This window comes from Cupriavidus sp. 05L310, assembly GCF_056398185.1.
On the sequence record NZ_JBFTOX010000009.1, the window covers coordinates 87,004 to 102,747 of the forward strand.

General features: G+C 65.0%; 16 protein-coding genes. 6 read left to right on the forward strand and 10 right to left on the reverse strand.

What is annotated here, in order from left to right:
- Nucleotides 1-179: 179 nt before the first annotated feature.
- The 4 genes from AC1DS6_RS08555 to AC1DS6_RS08570 form a co-directional block, all read right to left on the reverse strand.
- Entirely contained in the window at nucleotides 180-638 is a 459-nt protein-coding gene (locus AC1DS6_RS08555; RefSeq protein WP_477102430.1) for a hypothetical protein, read from the reverse strand.
- On the reverse strand, nucleotides 635-844 hold the full coding sequence (locus AC1DS6_RS08560) for a DNA-binding protein (RefSeq protein WP_477102431.1): 210 nt from the start codon (nucleotides 842-844) through the stop codon (nucleotides 635-637). The genes AC1DS6_RS08555 and AC1DS6_RS08560 overlap by 4 nt, the downstream gene beginning before the upstream one ends.
- A gap of 237 nt (nucleotides 845-1,081) precedes the next feature.
- Nucleotides 1,082-1,870: a hypothetical protein gene (locus AC1DS6_RS08565; RefSeq protein WP_477102432.1), complete on the reverse strand. Its 789-nt coding sequence runs from the start codon at nucleotides 1,868-1,870 to the stop codon at nucleotides 1,082-1,084.
- Nucleotides 1,871-1,974: 104 nt separating this feature from the next.
- Nucleotides 1,975-3,282 carry a tyrosine-type recombinase/integrase gene (locus AC1DS6_RS08570; RefSeq protein WP_477102433.1) on the reverse strand — a complete coding sequence of 436 codons (1,308 nt, stop codon included), beginning with the start codon at nucleotides 3,280-3,282 and terminating at the stop codon, nucleotides 1,975-1,977.
- A gap of 284 nt (nucleotides 3,283-3,566) precedes the next feature.
- On the opposite strand from AC1DS6_RS08570, the gene AC1DS6_RS08575 reads away from it, so the two are divergent.
- Nucleotides 3,567-3,749 carry a GrpB family protein gene (locus AC1DS6_RS08575; protein WP_441628160.1) on the forward strand — a complete coding sequence of 61 codons (183 nt, stop codon included), beginning with the start codon at nucleotides 3,567-3,569 and terminating at the stop codon, nucleotides 3,747-3,749.
- A 116-nt stretch (nucleotides 3,750-3,865) separates the two neighbouring features.
- Here the strand turns inward: AC1DS6_RS08575 and AC1DS6_RS08580 are convergent, their stop codons facing one another.
- Nucleotides 3,866-4,552, reverse strand: coding sequence for an HAD family hydrolase (locus AC1DS6_RS08580; protein ID WP_441628162.1), 687 nt, complete (start codon nucleotides 4,550-4,552; stop codon nucleotides 3,866-3,868).
- Between the two features lie 549 nt (nucleotides 4,553-5,101).
- Here AC1DS6_RS08580 and AC1DS6_RS08585 point away from each other — a divergent pair.
- Nucleotides 5,102-5,641 carry a hypothetical protein gene (locus tag AC1DS6_RS08585; RefSeq protein ID WP_477102434.1) on the forward strand — a complete coding sequence of 180 codons (540 nt, stop codon included), beginning with the start codon at nucleotides 5,102-5,104 and terminating at the stop codon, nucleotides 5,639-5,641.
- Nucleotides 5,642-5,940: 299 nt separating this feature from the next.
- Here the strand turns inward: AC1DS6_RS08585 and AC1DS6_RS08590 are convergent, their stop codons facing one another.
- Complete coding sequence (locus AC1DS6_RS08590; RefSeq protein ID WP_477102435.1) at nucleotides 5,941-7,596, reverse strand: DUF342 domain-containing protein; 1,656 nt, start codon at nucleotides 7,594-7,596, stop codon at nucleotides 5,941-5,943.
- A 397-nt stretch (nucleotides 7,597-7,993) separates the two neighbouring features.
- Here AC1DS6_RS08590 and AC1DS6_RS08595 point away from each other — a divergent pair, with 397 nt between their 5' ends.
- Nucleotides 7,994-8,944 carry a bestrophin family protein gene (locus tag AC1DS6_RS08595; protein WP_441628168.1) on the forward strand — a complete coding sequence of 317 codons (951 nt, stop codon included), beginning with the start codon at nucleotides 7,994-7,996 and terminating at the stop codon, nucleotides 8,942-8,944.
- 147 nt (nucleotides 8,945-9,091) lie between these two features.
- Nucleotides 9,092-9,979 carry a class I SAM-dependent methyltransferase gene (locus tag AC1DS6_RS08600; RefSeq protein WP_477102436.1) on the forward strand — a complete coding sequence of 296 codons (888 nt, stop codon included), beginning with the start codon at nucleotides 9,092-9,094 and terminating at the stop codon, nucleotides 9,977-9,979.
- 67 nt (nucleotides 9,980-10,046) lie between these two features.
- On the opposite strand, the gene AC1DS6_RS08605 is transcribed toward AC1DS6_RS08600, so the two are convergent.
- Nucleotides 10,047-10,613, reverse strand: coding sequence for a DUF1415 domain-containing protein (locus AC1DS6_RS08605; RefSeq protein ID WP_035859476.1), 567 nt, complete (start codon nucleotides 10,611-10,613; stop codon nucleotides 10,047-10,049).
- Nucleotides 10,614-10,685: 72 nt separating this feature from the next.
- Nucleotides 10,686-11,063, reverse strand: coding sequence for a hypothetical protein (locus tag AC1DS6_RS08610; RefSeq protein WP_441628172.1), 378 nt, complete (start codon nucleotides 11,061-11,063; stop codon nucleotides 10,686-10,688).
- A 170-nt stretch (nucleotides 11,064-11,233) separates the two neighbouring features.
- Between AC1DS6_RS08610 and AC1DS6_RS08615 the strand changes: the two genes are divergently transcribed.
- On the forward strand, nucleotides 11,234-12,508 hold the full coding sequence (locus AC1DS6_RS08615; protein ID WP_477102437.1) for a TIGR03862 family flavoprotein: 1,275 nt from the start codon (nucleotides 11,234-11,236) through the stop codon (nucleotides 12,506-12,508).
- 17 nt (nucleotides 12,509-12,525) lie between these two features.
- Here the strand turns inward: AC1DS6_RS08615 and AC1DS6_RS08620 are convergent, their stop codons facing one another.
- On the reverse strand, nucleotides 12,526-14,148 hold the full coding sequence (locus tag AC1DS6_RS08620; RefSeq protein ID WP_441632072.1) for an NAD(P)/FAD-dependent oxidoreductase: 1,623 nt from the start codon (nucleotides 14,146-14,148) through the stop codon (nucleotides 12,526-12,528).
- Between the two features lie 231 nt (nucleotides 14,149-14,379).
- Between AC1DS6_RS08620 and AC1DS6_RS08625 the strand changes: the two genes are divergently transcribed.
- Nucleotides 14,380-14,685 (forward strand): single-stranded DNA-binding protein, encoded by a 306-nt coding sequence (locus AC1DS6_RS08625; protein WP_045238616.1) that lies wholly within the window; start codon nucleotides 14,380-14,382, stop codon nucleotides 14,683-14,685.
- A 16-nt stretch (nucleotides 14,686-14,701) separates the two neighbouring features.
- On the opposite strand, the gene AC1DS6_RS08630 is transcribed toward AC1DS6_RS08625, so the two are convergent.
- Entirely contained in the window at nucleotides 14,702-15,685 is a 984-nt protein-coding gene (locus AC1DS6_RS08630; RefSeq protein ID WP_441632075.1) for a threo-3-hydroxy-L-aspartate ammonia-lyase, read from the reverse strand.
- Nucleotides 15,686-15,744: the final 59 nt, after the last annotated feature.

Here is a 15,744-nt window from a genome sequence, read left to right on the forward strand (position 1 = left end):
GGCTCGGATCTTACGATTCGTCGCGAAGCGTTGTCCAGTAAGGGTTTTCTGCGGATAGAAGAGTTTCTCTCGAATCTCTTTGTTTTTCCGAATAAAGTGGCAAGCAGATTTTTTTGTGCAGAAGAGTAGTTGACTGCGCAAGTCGGAATTGAGCCTACGCATTACGCGCGCACGAATCGCTATCCATCCATCCCGGCCAACGCCGCGTCTACGTCCCATGTCTCCAGGTTCGGCGCAAAGCCGATCATCGACCACGACAGGAACGCACCCACCACGTACAGGAAGGCGCGGGCCTCCTTGCCGTGCAGGTCGCCCAGCACTACTAGGTGGCGGTGCAGTTCGGCGGGCAGGGAGTCGGCCAGGTTGACGGCGCGGTCCTCATGGTCGCGCAGGAATGACAGCGCCGCTTCGGCGCCGGCACGCTGGGTCGGACATTCGACGATAGCGTGCTCCACAAGGATCACGCCATTGCAGACCGGCATCCGTTCTTCGAAGGCGATGACGGCGTCGTTCAGGCTCTCCTGATACTTGGCCAACTGCTCGGATGTTGCATTTACGGGCGGCCACGCAGCCAACCTTGCGGCCAGCAGCAGGTCTACGGCATAGCTCGGAATCGGGGTAAGGCGGGGTGCATTCATTGCGCACCCCGACCCAGGCGTTCCACGGTATCGCCGGGCCAGAGCAGGCGACCGCTAGGCAGCTTGACCGGACGGACGCCCCAATAGGAACCGGTAACGCAAAAGCGCTTGCGGATGCCTTGCGCAGTGATTTTCAATATCTGGGCCAGTTCCTCAGTGGAGAGGTGCTGGCCGATGACAACGGCAGGTGTGGTAAGCGATTGCATGTGGCTAACTCCCAAGGTTACGAAACATGGTTTCGCGTCGCGTGGCGTCCGGGCGGGACCGCATATCCACCCGCCGCACCGGCAAGCCACGCAAGGCGCTTGGGTAGCAGCCTGATTGACGGAAAAAAGGCGAGCAAATCACCGCATTTTCACCGCATTTAATTTCCAGACTCGGCGCGGGTTAGTGGGAACTGGAACCGCATTTTTCCGCCTTTTCACCGCATTTTCGAACCGCATTTATTCCGCGTAGTCCTGCCACAGGTCTCGCCACTTTTCGAACTGCATAAGTCCGAAAATGGCGTCCAGCTTCTGGCGCGAGGCTCCTTCGGTGAAGAGATGCACGGCAATGGCGACGGGATTCCACGTTGCAGCGTTGCCTCTTCCTCTACCGCCCTCACCCAAGCGGAATTTTTCCAGCCACTTTGGCGGATCTTTGAGCCGGGCACTCCACTCATCCTTATCCCAGCCGCCGAGGCCTGCAAAAGCAGCGGCTATCCTTGGTGAACGGATTGGCGGAGGGGCATCCGCTTGCGAGGGATGGATCGGCACGTTTGCCCCTTGCCTTTCCGGCGCCCCGGGCGGGTTCGGCTTTTTTAGCCCCGCGCCAGGGAGTTCGATTTTGTTGTGTCGGAGCAGGTCGTAAATCTCTGCAGCGATGAAGCCGTAGTCCTGATATGCCTCACAGGCTCCGAAGTGAATCAGGTCATATTCCTTATCACCGTGGAAGCCCCAAACCGCATCACGTGGTATGTGAGGGTCATACATGCGGTTCTCATCGCTGCACGCGAGCTCCTCAAGCATGAAGAAGGCGCGACCTATGCTTGTTTTGTCGATTTTTGCTGGCCCCGTACAGTCGCTGTACTCGTACCACGCGGGGGCACCCTCCCCCGCCTGCTTCAGGCAACTTGAAAGCACGCTGGCCGCTTCGCGCTCGCTGCATCCTCCGGCGTCCGCCATCCGATGTAGCAGGTCTCGAACGGGAACGAAGAGTGCCTTCTGACTAGCCAAGAATTCTTTTACGTCCATTGATTGCGCCCTTCATGCACGAACCCTTCGAAAATGGGAGCCCCTGCCAGGCCGGTGAAGGTATCCGGCTTTTCGCCCGCTAAAGCTAGGCAGGAGCAAAACAGTCATTTCACGGCGTGCAGGCCGATAGTTTGCTGCTCGGGGCCGAACTTCACTCCGGCCAGGTCAAGAATGTGCCGCTCCACCTGCTGAAGGAAGGGCCTCAGCGCGTCGATGCTACGCGGGCGATATCCCTCGGCGGTCGCACTTGGTTTGTGGCCCATGACTTGCGCAATGGCGCCAGCCGGCGCTCCTGCTGCCTCTCCCAGGAGCGAGAACGAGCGACGCAAGCCGTGCGTCGTCAGGCTCTGGATTCCGGCGCTCAGTAGTGCCTTCGCGTGACTGGCGCGGGTGTCGGTAATGCGCCCGCCCTTCCCGCGTGATGCGAAGACAAATTCATTATCTTTGACCCGCGGCAGCGTGCCCAGCAGCCAGGTCAAGTAGTCGGTCAGCGGGATAGTGCGGGTCGCGTCCACCTTGTCGGCAATCGTCAGCTTGCGCCAGCGGAAATCCACGTCTTCCCACCGCAGTGCGGCCATTTCCTCCCGCCGCGCGCCGGTCAGCAACAGCGCGCGCAGGTAGACGCTCGCCGTCCGGTTACCCAGTTGCTCTACCCCGGACCACCAGCCCGGCACCTGCGCGGCTTCCAGCGCATCGGTGCGACGGGTACTGCTCGGCAATGCTTCCACGATAGACGCGGCCGTGCCGGCATCGCGGTCAACCAGGGCACGGTACTCTGGGCGAGCGGCGCACCAGCGCAGGAACCCCCGGAACATCATCAGGGCTCGGGCAGCTTGATGCTTCCCCGCAAGTGCCTCGCGGTCGAACCAGGACTTCAGTGCATCCTCAGTCAGCTCCGAGAGTGTCAGCGTCATCAGCGGGAACAGCGGCCCCGGTCGCGTGGTGCCCTTGCCCCGCTTTTTCTTCTCGCCACCAGGCGCGGCCATCGCCTGCAGGTCGGAAAGATATCGCGGCTTCCAGGCGTCCTTGCGCTTGGGCCGCCCTTCTTCCAGATAACGCGGCCACACCTCACCCACCGTCACGGCTTGCGCAGCAGCGGCGGCGGCTCTCGCCTCATGCGCGGCGCGGGCCTCGGCCATCAGTTCGCGGGGGTCCTGACCGGCGTCAATGACAGTTTTCAACCGGGCGGCCTCGGTGCGGGCCTTCACCAGATCCCAGGCTTTTGGGCTCCCGATGGTCATGCGCACCGTTTTCCCGAACAGACGGGACTCGAAGATATATGACCGCGCCCCGGTGGCAGTCACGCGCAGGCCCAGGCCTGGCATGCCGCTATCCCAAAAGATGGACTGCTGCTTGCCGGCCTCGCACTGATAGCCGGCAACCCGACCAGCCGTGAAGTTCTCTCTTCGCATCGATTGACGTTCGTGTAGGCGCCATGTAGGCACCATGTAGGTTTTTTGAGGGAATCAAAGGGAATCCGAATCAACGTGGCAGTGTACACCATCACCAGAAAAGCCTTATCTGGCCTAGGTTTCCGGTTTTTCTGGGATGTCCGTCAACGCACGGAAATGCCCCTTTCCGCTCATTCGTAATGAGAAGGTCGGGGGTTCGATTCCTCTCTTCGGCACCAACAGATTCAAGCACCTAGCCCAGCCATCGCGGTTGGGCTTTGTTGTTTCTGGGCTTCATGTAGCCAGTGGTACGGTCTTGGCCGCCATGCAACGATATCGTCCGGCACCTTGCGTTTCGGGATTGCCTTCGCCAGAACGCCGACGTCGCTCGGGCCTACGATCAGGAGAAGGCACGATGCCAGCGGCTGCACCCCAATGACTCGCACGCCTACGGCGATTGCAAGGATCGCCTGGATCAGAGAGGTTGAAACACGGGTGCTCGCGGCGCTGAAGAATCAGTAAAACCGAAGCGCTCACGCCGGCGCGACCAACATACGTACAGGCGCGGCGCCGGGAAGCCAGTGGGCTCGCCCGCGCCCGCCGCTCAGCCCGCCACCAACGCGAGGACCGGAGGCAAGTCGCCAAAGCGGGCTGCGGCTATTGTGGCTTCCTTGCCCGTATCGCGGTGCCCGTAACCCCACCCGGCGAACACCGACGGTATGCCGAGCGCCCTGGCGGCCAGCACATCTACGCGATTGTCGCCAATCATCACAGCACGCTGCTGAAGCAGGCCGGCACGCGCCAGGGCATGTTGAAGGTGCACCGGGCTCGGCTTGCAGCATGGGACTGTATCGGCGCCGCAGACTACGTCGAAGAATGAGAGAACGCCGAGTTCCTCAAGAATGTGGATAGCTGCGGCCTCGATCTTGTTGGTGCATACCACCAGGCGCCACCCCTCTCCAGTCAGTTCAGCCAGTACCTTCCTTACCTCCGGATATAGCCGTGTCTCCGCTACGGGTGCATCCAAATAGCCCTGGATGAACGACGAGGATTCGTCATCCCCGATCTCGGCGCCGCGCAGTTGAAACGCACGCGACGCAAAGACCCTGAGCCCGTCTCCGAGCAGCGTGGTCGCCTCGGCGACTGTCAAAGGCTGGAGGCGTCTTGCCTGCAGGAGCAGATTGATCTGCGCCGCAATATCCGCGGCGGCATCGATGATCGTCCCATCCAGGTCGAAGATCGCAACCCGCGCAGGCAGCTCGTGACGATAGCAGGCAGGCGATTCGGTCATGTGATTCCATTTCCACTCAGATTCCAGCTCCGGCGCGCTCTCGGAACGCCCGGTCTGCCTGGCGAGCCAATTGCACTATCAGGCAAAACATACACGTCGAAGAAAGATTGCGACCAGGCAAATCGATTGAAATTACCTTTGAAAATATTCATTTAATTTCAATCCCGATACTTGTTGCCACATCCTGGCCCATCCGGCGCGCGGAACGCTCCTGCCGGCCGCGACGTTGACAACCGCTTGCCCTCCAATCCCCTCCATAGGCTTAGAGCGTTCGACGGATTGAATCGACCGCGCCGGAGCACCAGACTGGTATCACGATAAGTACAACCACGGACCGCCCGACCGGGTGGCCGCGAAATATGACGAACCGGCCGGCAAGCACGCGGCACGAGTTCGCGTTTGCCACGCAACCGGGGGAACACCATGCATACCGCTGCCACCTAGGGCTACCGGCGCCATGCCGGACTCGCGCAGGATGGCTGGACCCACGCGTCGACTGATGCGCGCCCAGCCCGCCCACAGCCACGAAAAACAAGAAAGGAAGCGGCCATGGATGCCTATCCAGTCCCTGGCGCGGCGGGATATCGCCTTTTTCCGCGCGGACTGCTCATGGTGTTTGCCTTGTGCGCATCAATGTGGAACGTACCCGTGCGCGCGGACGATGCCACGCCGCCGGAGGCCCCGGCGCCCGCCTTCAGCCCGCAGGTCTGGCTGAACGCAGGGTTTCTCTCGTATCACTTCAATCACACGGCGCACTACAACGCGTACAACTGGGGAGTCGGCGCCGATTTCCGCGTGAGCGAGGATTTCACCTTATCCGCCGGCGAGTACCGCAACAGCATGCGCGAGCACTCTACTTACGCGAGTCTCTCCTGGCAGCCCTTGCACCTGGGCCCGCTCCGGATCGGCGCGATGGCCGGCGCGGTGCGCGGGTACCCGGACATCAATCATGGCGGCTGGTCCCCGATGGCCGCGCCGGTCATCAGCATCGAATACGGACGCCTGGGTGCGAACCTGATCTATGTCCCAACCATGCGGGGCAAGGTGGACGGCTGCATTTCGCTGCAGATCAAGATTCGGGTCTGGTAGCACTGTGGAGCCGAAGCCGCAAAAAAGAAGCGCCGCATACAAAAGTATGCAGCGCTATGGAAAGAGGGCCAAGGGGTCGGGCCCTCATCGGGGATACCACCCCGGGGAGGAGCGGTATGTGGCTACTTTAGCGAGTAGCCATGCCCCGACATGCCAGCCCTTTCCTAATCTACAAGGAGAAATTTCTGCAAAATGAGCCGGGAGACTTGCGCGCAACCTGACCAAGTGGTCATGCCCCTGGCGCGGCCAACCGGCTGCCAGCTGCCGGCGGAGCGCAAAACGCCGCCAGGCAGCGGGTTTCAGACCAGCGCGATGCGATCCTCCACCAGCCGGATCTGGCCGCCCGGCTTGTCCTCCATGATCTTCATCGACTTCTGCCCGATGTGCAGGCTGACCCCACCATGGATACGCCGGCTTACTTCGATCACGGCTTCGGGAGACGGGCGCAGCTTTTCGGCCAGTTTGGCCAGCCTGGAGTCGAGTTCGATCGAGTCGCGGGTGAGCTTGAACAGGGTGGCGCGCGCCTTCTCGCGCAGGTCGCCGACGGCTTTCTCGGGATGCTTGGCGAAGAAGCTGACCAGTTGCTGCACCTTGCCCTGCTCGGCTTCCAGCTTCTGGCGCTGGGCCTCGGCCTCGGCCTTCTCGGCTTCGGCATAGGGGTTGGTTCCGACCTGCACGATGGTGGCCGCGCCTGCGGCGCCACCGAGGATGGCGGTACGCACGGCCAGTTGCGCCCGGCAGCGTCCCCCGGTGATATTGCCCTGGCCGCCCTTGGGGCTGCCGGCGACGATGCTGGTCCCGGCCGCGACATCGCTTTGGCGAATGCCGCTTTCCACCTTGACCTCGGTGCCGGCCTCCACCACCGCGCTTTCGATAAAGCGCGCATGCAACGAGCCCTTGCAGCGTACCCGCGCCTCGGTGGCGGCGTTGTCGGCACTCTGGTGAGCGCCTTCGGCCTTGCCGATGATGCCGCCTTTCACCACCACGTTGCCGCCCGCCTCCACATGGGCGGCCTCGATGGTGCCGCTGACGATCACGTCGCCGGTCACGCGCACGGTCATGCCGGTCTTGATGTCGCCGTTGACACGCAGGGTGCCGTCGAACGTGACATTGCCTGAGTGCATGTCCACCGCCTCGACATCGACCACCGGGCTCACGCTGGCGCCTTGCGCCGACAACACCGGCGAGCCGGAAATAGCCGCCAGCAGGACCTCCGGATCCGCAGGATCGGGGGCCACCCCGGTCAGGCCTTCCGCGAACGGCGGATCGGCGGCGGGTACGGCTGCCACGGTCTTGCCGAAGACATCGACGCCATCGGTGCCCTGACGAGCCGGGATACGCCGCATCAGCGGCGTGCCTGGGTTGACCAGCATTAAGGATCCGAGGTCGCGCAGATCGATGCGGCCGCTTTCATCCTCTGCCACCAGCGGCTTGCGCGGCGCCAGCAGGCTCTCGAAGCGAGCCGGCGTGCCGGGCAGCGCGGCGCGTCCCGTGGCGATTTCCAGTCCGTCGCACAGGCCCGCTTCGACCGCGCCGCGCAGCACCTCCCGGTCCGGCTCCGCAACGACGCCGCGCTCGGCCAGCGCGGTGCGGATGTCGTCCCGCGTGACCGCGCGGCCGCCCTGCGGCGGCAGCAGGTTAAGCCGTACGCTCAGGTTGTCGCTGCTGACGCTGAGTTCGAAGTAGCCGTCCGTCAACTGGCCGATCAACGCTTCTACCGGCATGCCCTCCGTGGCACGCTGGCATTGCGCGAGAAAGGCGCCGATCGCGGCCGTGTCCATCCTGGCCTCGGCCCAGCCGCCACCGGCCAGTACCGCTTCCAGCCCCGCGCGGTCCGGCGGCAGCCGGCCCGGTGCAACGGCGAATATTGCGCGCAACTGTCGCGTGCCTTCATCCAGGCTGACCTGCAAGCCTGCGGCTACGCCGGCTACTGTGTCTTGTCCCCGGTTTTCCATTCAGTTCTTCCCTTGATGGATCGTGTCCGGGCGGCGCGGCCCCGTCTTCCGCGCCGCCCGCGGTCCCGGCCCGGGTATCGCCGCGCCCCTGCGCCGCATATCCGGCGCTGGTTATATGGCGAGGCGGCATGCTGCCGATGGCTGGCGCTGCGTACCTGGCGGCACGCCTGGGTTGGCTCGGCCACCGGATGCTCGGGCCTGCCGGGCAGGCCCCTGGGCCGGGTGTCATTTGCGCGCCGAAGGGTCTATGTCCTTTCTGGCGCACACAACACCAACGGCCGTTTCGCGGAAAACTTGAGCCGGGTGACTTGGCCGGCGGACGCTCCACCGCCAGCGGCGGAAAATGTACACTTCCGTCCATCGACGGAATGCCACACCGTAGCAAAGAGGATCACTGATGATCGTGCGAGAACGCCCCTCGGGACTGAAGCTGTTCCTGGTCCTGCGAGGCTCGGTCCTGCCCCGCATCTGGCGCGCGCTGCTGGTGAACTTGGTGGTGGCGGTAGGCGTCACGCTCAGCCACGGTGCGTTTTTCCAGCACAAGATCACCCTCACGGCCATTCCCTTCACGCTGATCGGCTTGCCGCTGGCCATCTTCCTGGGCTTTCGCAATACCGCCGCCTACGACCGTTTCTGGGAAGGCCGCAAGCTGTGGGGAGACCTGGTGGTACGCAGCCAGAACCTGGCTCGGCAATGCCTCGGCCTGATTGCCGAGGCGCCGGGTAGCGCCGCCGCTGCCCCGGCCGGGCTGGACGATGTGCGGGTTCGCATGATCTCGCGCGCCATGGCTTATGCCTACGCGCTGCGCAACCGCCTGCGCGGCAGCAGTGCGGATACCGGGCTGGAGCGATCCTGGCTGCGGCCCGCGGAGCTTGCTGCACTGCAGCGCAGCACCAACGCCCCAGCCGCGCTGATGATGGGCATGGGCGAGGATCTGGGCCTTTGCGTGCGGCAAGGCCGTGTCGATCCTTGCCTTGCCGCCGGCATCGACGACACTTTGTCGCACATGGTGGCCACGGCGGTGGCATGCGATCGCATCCGCAACACGCCCATCCCCTTCTCATACACGCTGCTGCTGCACCGCACCGCATACCTGTATTGCTTCCTGCTGCCGTTCGGGCTGGTCGATACCATCGGCTTTGTCACGCCCATCGTGGTGGCGATCGTGGCATATACCTTCTTCGGCCTCGATGCGCTGGGCGATGAACTGGAAGAGCCGTTCGGCACCAGCCCCAACGACCTGCCGCTCGACGCGCTGTGCCGCGCCATCGAGATCGGCATGAAGGAAGCACTGGGCGAAACCGAGTTGCCGCCGCCGCTCGCGCCGGTGGATTACTGCCTGCACTGACGCGCCATTGCCGGCCGGACCGGCATGCGCCGCTTCCATCACTCGCCCGGCCTGGCGCGACTTTCGGTAAACTCTCGCTGTGCCGGCGCAGCGTCGTCCGGCTTTGGCGCACGCCTCACCGCTTTTCCCAGGTTCGAAACATCCCAGATGGCCCAGAAGTCCCCGGCGTCCAAGACGCCCGCCGCACCGGCGTCCAGCCCCAACGAAATCCGTCCCGGCCAGTCCATCGAGCTGCTCAAGGCGCTGCATATCCTCACGCGCGACGGCAAGATGAACCAGGACAGCCGCCGCAAGCTCAAGCAGGTCTATCACCTGTTCCAGTTCATCGAGCCGCTGCTGCAGGATCTCAAACAGGATCACCCCGACGTGACGCTGGTCGACCACGGCGCCGGCAAGTCCTACCTGGGCTTTATCCTGTACGACCTGTTCTTCAAGGAGCAGCTCGACCAGTCGCACATCTACGGCATCGAGACGCGCGAGGAACTGGTGCGCAGTTCGCAGGAGCTTGCCAGCCGGCTGGGCTTCAAGGGCATGTCGTTCCTGAACCTGTCGGTGGCCGATTCGATCACCTCGCCGCAACTGCCGCCCACCATCGACATCGTCACCGCCCTGCACGCCTGCAATACGGCCACGGACGATGCGATCCGCTTCGCGCTGGAGAAGCGCGCCAAATACATCGTGGTGGTGCCTTGCTGCCAGGCCGAAGTGGCCGGCGTGCTGCGCAGGAACAAGGCAAAGCTGCTGGCCGGCAATCCGCTCACCGAGATCTGGCGCCATCCGCTGCATACGCGCGAGTTCGGCAGCCAGGTCACCAATGTGCTGCGCTGCCTGCAACTGGAGGCGCACGGCTACCAGGTCAGCGTGACCGAGCTGGTGGGCTGGGAGCACTCCATGAAGAACGAGCTGATCATCGCGCAGTACAAGGACCTGCCGCGCCGGCGCCCGGCCGAGCGGCTGCATGAAGTGCTGCGCACGCTGGGACTGGAGGAGATGGAAGAACGCTTTTATACGCAAGAGCCGGCCGCTGCCGGCTGATGCTGCCTTGCGTCATGGCCCCGGCGCTGCCGGGGCTGATCAACGCGCCGCCGCGACGGCGCGTTTTTTATTTCCCGCCGTCTTCGGCCATCAGCTTGCGCCAGCCCTCGTGGCCGAGCCGGCGCATGGTCTGCTCGTTGCGCTCGTAGATTTCCGCCGCATCGGGAAACGCCTCCACGGCCCGCGCGATGCTGTCCTCGCGCAGCAGGTGCAGGATGGGGTAAGGCGCGCGGTTGGTGTAGTTCTCGATGTCGTCCGGCTCGCTGCCGCCGAACACATAGTCCGGATGAAAGCTGGCGATCTGCAGGATGCCCGCCAGCCGCAGGCTCTTGAGCAGGCGCTCGGCGAAGTAGAGGAAATCGTTGTACTCGAGGAAATCGGCCAGCGCATGCGGCACGATCAGCAAGGTGGTGTCGATCTCGGCGGGATCGGCATCGGCGAGCGTGCGCATCTCGGTTTCGAGATCGGCCAGCACGCCCTCGGTATCGGTGGCCTCGCACACCGCATAGCGGATCTGCCGCTTCACGTGCACGGCCTTGGCGAAGGGACACAGGTTGAGGCCGATCACGGCGCGCTCCAGCCATTGCTGGGTGGCGTGCACGACGGACTGGCCGGATGGCGAAGCGAAAGACATGGCGATGACGGACGGCGCTAAACCGTTATTTTAGCGCCCGCTGCCCGCACCGCCGCTACGAGGCGGTGCCGCCTAGCGGCGCGGCGCGTAGATCTGGCGCGCCAGCGTCTCGGCCTGCCGCATGGCCGCATCGCGCTCGGCCGCGCTGAGCTTGCCGCAGACGTACTCCAGATTGGCGCTATCCAGGTCGGTGACATGGCGATCGCCCGACAGCAGGATGACCTTGCGCCACATGCAGGCCTTGACGCGGTCGCGCTCCAGACCGAGGCAACCCGACTGCAGGCAGTAGGACAGGTTGCGCTGGGCCAGGAAGTCGCCCTTCATCGCCTTGTCCTGCAGGCCTTGCGCTGTTTCCTGGGCCTGTGTCACCCCTGCCAGCAGACTCAGCAAGACCAGCACGACAGCCCGCGCGGCGGGAAGCGGGAACGACAGGCGAGACGGCAAGAGCATGGGGGAACGCAGGAAACCAGTAGCACGCGGGAAAGCGCGATCTTAGCAGTTGCACCTCGCAGGCGTTCCGGCACGGGCAAGCTGCCTCGCCCTGCCCTATATAATCCGATCCGCCGCACCATACCTTGCGCCGCATTCCGCGACCGACCGCTTTCCCCCGGATTCAAACCATGTCTGCACCCACCGCCCCCCTCCCAGCCGCCAGCATCGCCGTGATCGGCGGCGGACCCGCGGGCCTGATGGCGGCCGAGGCACTGGCTGGGCGCGGGTTTCGCGTGGACGTGTACGACGCCATGCCATCGGTCGGCCGCAAGTTCCTGATGGCCGGGCGCGGCGGCATGAACCTGACGCATTCCGAAGCCGCGCAGCCTTTCCTGGCGCGCTACGGCAGCCGCAGCGCGCAGATCGCGCCGCTGCTGGCGGGCTTCGATCCGCAAGCGCTGCGCGACTGGGTGCACGGCCTGGGCATCGGTACCTTCGTCGGCAGCTCGGGCCGTGTCTTTCCGACCGACATGAAGGCCGCGCCGATGCTGCGCGCATGGCTGCACCGCCTGCGTGAAGCCGGCGTGCAGTTCCATATGCGGCATCGCTGGCTGGGCTGGGCGGACGCCGGCGGCGACTTCCCCCGCAAGCTGTGCTTCGCCACGCCGGAAGGCGAGCGCGTGGTGCAGGCCAGCGCGGTGGTGCTGGCAATGGGCGGCGGCAGTTGGGCGCGACTGGGATCGGACGGCGCCTGGGTGCCGCTGCTGGCCGCGCGCGGCGTCGGGGTAGCGCCGCTGCGCCCGGCCAACTGCGGTTTCGACGTAGCGTGGAGCGAGCACTTCCACACGCGTTTTGCCGGGCAGCCGGTGAAAGCGGTGGCAATCGGCCTGCGCGACCGGGATGGCATTGAACACTATCGCCAAGGCGAATTCGTCATCACCGCGGGTGGCATCGAGGGCAGCCTGGTGTATGCGCTAAGCGCGCCGATGCGCGACCTGCTCGAAGCCACGGGGGAAGCCGTGATCCACCTCGACCTGGCGCCGGGCCTGAGTGCCGAACGCGTAGCCGACGCGGTACAGCGCCCGCGCGGCGCGCGCTCGCTGTCGAGCCATCTGCAAAGCAAGCTGGGCATCACCGGCGTAAAGGCCGGACTGCTGCGCGAATGCCTGTCGAAGGAAGCGTTTGCCGATCCCGCCCGGCTGGCGGTAGCGCTCAAGGCGCTACCCTTGCGCCTGCTGCGCGCGCGCCCGATCGACGAAGTGATCAGCAGCGCGGGCGGCGTCGAGTTCGAGGCGCTGGACGCCGGTCTGATGCTGCGTGCCATGCCGGGCGTGTTCTGCGCCGGCGAGATGCTGGACTGGGAAGCGCCCACCGGCGGCTACCTGCTGACCGCCTGCTTTGCCAGCGGGCTTGCCGCCGGCCTGGGCGCGGCGGCCTATCTGGAAGCCGCTGCCGCGGATTAAGGCCGCGCGGCAGGCGCTCAGGCCGCGTTGCCGTTGACGATGCTCAGTGCGACCGCCTCGGCCACCTCGATGCCATCGATGGCCGCCGAGTAGATGCCGCCCGCATAGCCTGCGCCTTCGCCGGCCGGGTACAGGCCTTCCACATTCATGCTCTGGTAGTCATCCTTGCGGCGGATGCGCAGCGGCGAAGACGTGCGCGTTTCCACACCGGTCAGCACGGCATCGTGCATGGCAAAACCAGCGATTTTCTTGTCGAGTTCGGGTAGTGCTTCGCGGATGGCCTCGATCACGTAGTCGGGCAGCGCGGTCGAGAGATCGGTCGGCGTAACGCCTGGTTTGTACGAAGGCTCGACCGAGCCCATCGCGGTGGAAGGCCGGCGCGCGATGAAGTCGCCAACCAGTTGCGCCGGCGCGTTGTAGTTGCGCCCGCCGAGTTCGAACGCACGCTCTTCCCAGTGGCGCTGGAAGGCAATGCCGGCCATCGGGCCGCCAGGGAAATCTTCCGGCGTGATGCCGACCACGATGCCGGCATTGGCATTGCGCTCGGCGCGGACGTACTGGCTCATGCCGTTGGTGACCACGCGGCCCGGCTCCGAAGCCGCGGCCACCACCGTGCCGCCGGGGCACATGCAGAAGCTGTAGACCGCGCGGCCGTTGCTGGCGTGGTGCACCACCTTGTAGTCGGCGGCGCCCAGCAGCTTGTTGCCGGCGAACTTGCCAAAGCGGCTGCTGTTGATCATGCCCTGCGGATGCTCGATGCGGAAGCCCAGCGAGAACGGCTTGGCCTCCATGAACACGCCGCGTTCAGACAGCATCTCAAAGGTGTCGCGCGCGCTGTGGCCCACCGCCAGGATGACGTGGTCGGCCTCCAGGTACTCGCCATTGGACAGCTTGAGGCCGCGCACCTTGCCGCGTTCGATGTCGATATCCTCGACCCGGGTCTCGAAACGGATCTCGCCGCCGAGCGAGAAAATCTCGGCGCGCATCTTCTCCACCATGCTGACCAGGCGGAAGGTACCGATGTGCGGACGCGCGAGATAGAGGATGTCTTCCGGCGCGCCGGCCTTGACGAACTCGTCGAGCACCTTGCGGCCGTAGTGCTTCGGATCCTTGATCTGGCTGTACAGCTTGCCGTCGGAGAAGGTGCCGGCGCCGCCTTCGCCGAACTGCACGTTCGACTCGGGATTGAGCACGCTCTTGCGCCACAGGCCGAAGGTGTCCTTGGTGCGCTCGCGCACTTCCTTGCCGCGCTCCAGGATGATGGGCTTGAAGCCCATCTGCGCCAGGATCAGGCCAGCCAGCAATCCGCACGGCCCCATGCCGATCACCACCGGGCGCAAGGCCGTGCCCGGCGCCGGTGCCTGCGCGACGAAGCGGTAGGCCATGTCCGGCGTCACGCTCCAGTTCGGCTTGCCGGCCATGCGCTTGATCGCCGCCGCTTCGTCCGTGACTTCGATATCGATGATGTAGGTGAGCTTGATATCGGAGCGCTTGCGGGCATCGTGCGCGCGTCGGAACACGGTGAATCCGGTCAGGCCGTCGGCCTTGACGCCGATTTCGGCGAGGCGCGCGAGGACGGCGGCCTTCAGATCGCTCTCGGCATGATCGAGCGGGAGTTTGACTTCACTTAGACGTAGCATGGGAACCTGGAATTCTGCGGCCGGTGGGTCGGCCCTGGAAGGGGCGCTGACTGCACTCTGGTTGAGCGTCGGGCTGGCCGGACCGCAATTTTATCGTTTTTAGGGCCAAGGTCCGCATTCTCCGCCACGAGGCCACGAAATTGTGAGATCTTCCGCACCCCGGCAAGGTGGAAACGTGTCCCGGCACGCGTTGCCCGCAGCCCAACCAGACAATCCCAGGAAGGAAGAAAAATGATCGACGCACTAGTCAGCGGCCGGCTCCACGGCCATGCGAGCGAGCGTACCGGCCAGGGCGGCAGCCTATACGTCACCGCCAAGCTCAAGGCCGCGGTCAACGACGGCGATACCGTCATCGTCAACGTGATCGCCTTTGCCGACAAGGTGCGCGCCGCGCTGCTGGCGCTGGAGGATGGCGAGTCGGTGGCGCTGTCGGGCAGCCTGACGCCCAAGGTCTGGACCGACAAGAACGGCGACACCCGGCCCGCGCTGGACCTGGTGGCGCATGCCATGCTGAGCGCCCACGACCGCCAGGACTGAGCGGCGCGCCAGCCCTTCAGTCCTGCGCCGGCTGTGCCGTCTGCACCAGGGCGGCAAAGCGGGCCAGGTCCACATTGCCGCCGGACAGCAGCACGCCCACGCGCTTGCCGGTCACGGCAACCCGCTTGGCGAACACGGCTGCGGCCGCCAGGCAGCCGGTCGGCTCGACGATCATCTTCATGCGGCTGGCGAAGAAAGCCATGGCCTCGACCAGTTCCGCGTCGCTGACCGTCACCACATCGTCCACCAGGCTGCGCAGCACCGGGAAGGTGAGCTGGCCGAGATGCTGCGTCTGGGCACCATCGGCGAGCGTGGCGGGGGTATCGATGTGGACGATCTTGCCGGTGCGCAAGCTGCGCTGGCCGTCGTTGCCAGCCTCGGGCTCCACGCCGATCACCAGGCAGTCCGGGTTGAGCGCGCGCGCGGCCACGGCGCAGCCCGACAACAGGCCGCCGCCGCCCAGCGGGGTCAGCAGCACATCCAGCGGCCCGGCCTGCTCGAACAGTTCCTTGGCGGCCGTGCCCTGCCCGGCCATCACATGCGGATGATCGTAAGGCGGGATCAGCGTCAGGCCTTGCTCCTGCGCCAGACGGCGCCCGATGGCTTCGCGATCCTCGGTATAGCGGTCGTACAGCACCACTTCGCCGCCATAGCCGCGGGTGGCGGCGATCTTGATCGCGGGCGCATCGCGCGGCATCACGATCACCGCGCGCACGCCGAACAGGCGCGCCGACAGGGCGATCGCCTGCGCATGGTTGCCCGAGGAAAACGCGATCACCCCGCCCGCCCGCTGCTCGGGCGTGAACTGCGCGATGGCGTTATAGGCGCCGCGAAACTTGAACGCGCCCATGCGCTGGAAATTCTCGCACTTGAAAAACAGTTGCGCGCCGCTTGCCGCATCGGCGGTAGTGGAAGTCATCACCGGCGTGCGGTGCGCCACGCCCTCCAGGCGGCGGTGGGCCTGGACCACGTCGTCGTAGGAAATTGCCAGTTCGGTCATCGTGTTGCTCTCCATGTATGCATTGCCTGCATTGCCGCGCCACCAATGGCGCTCCCGGC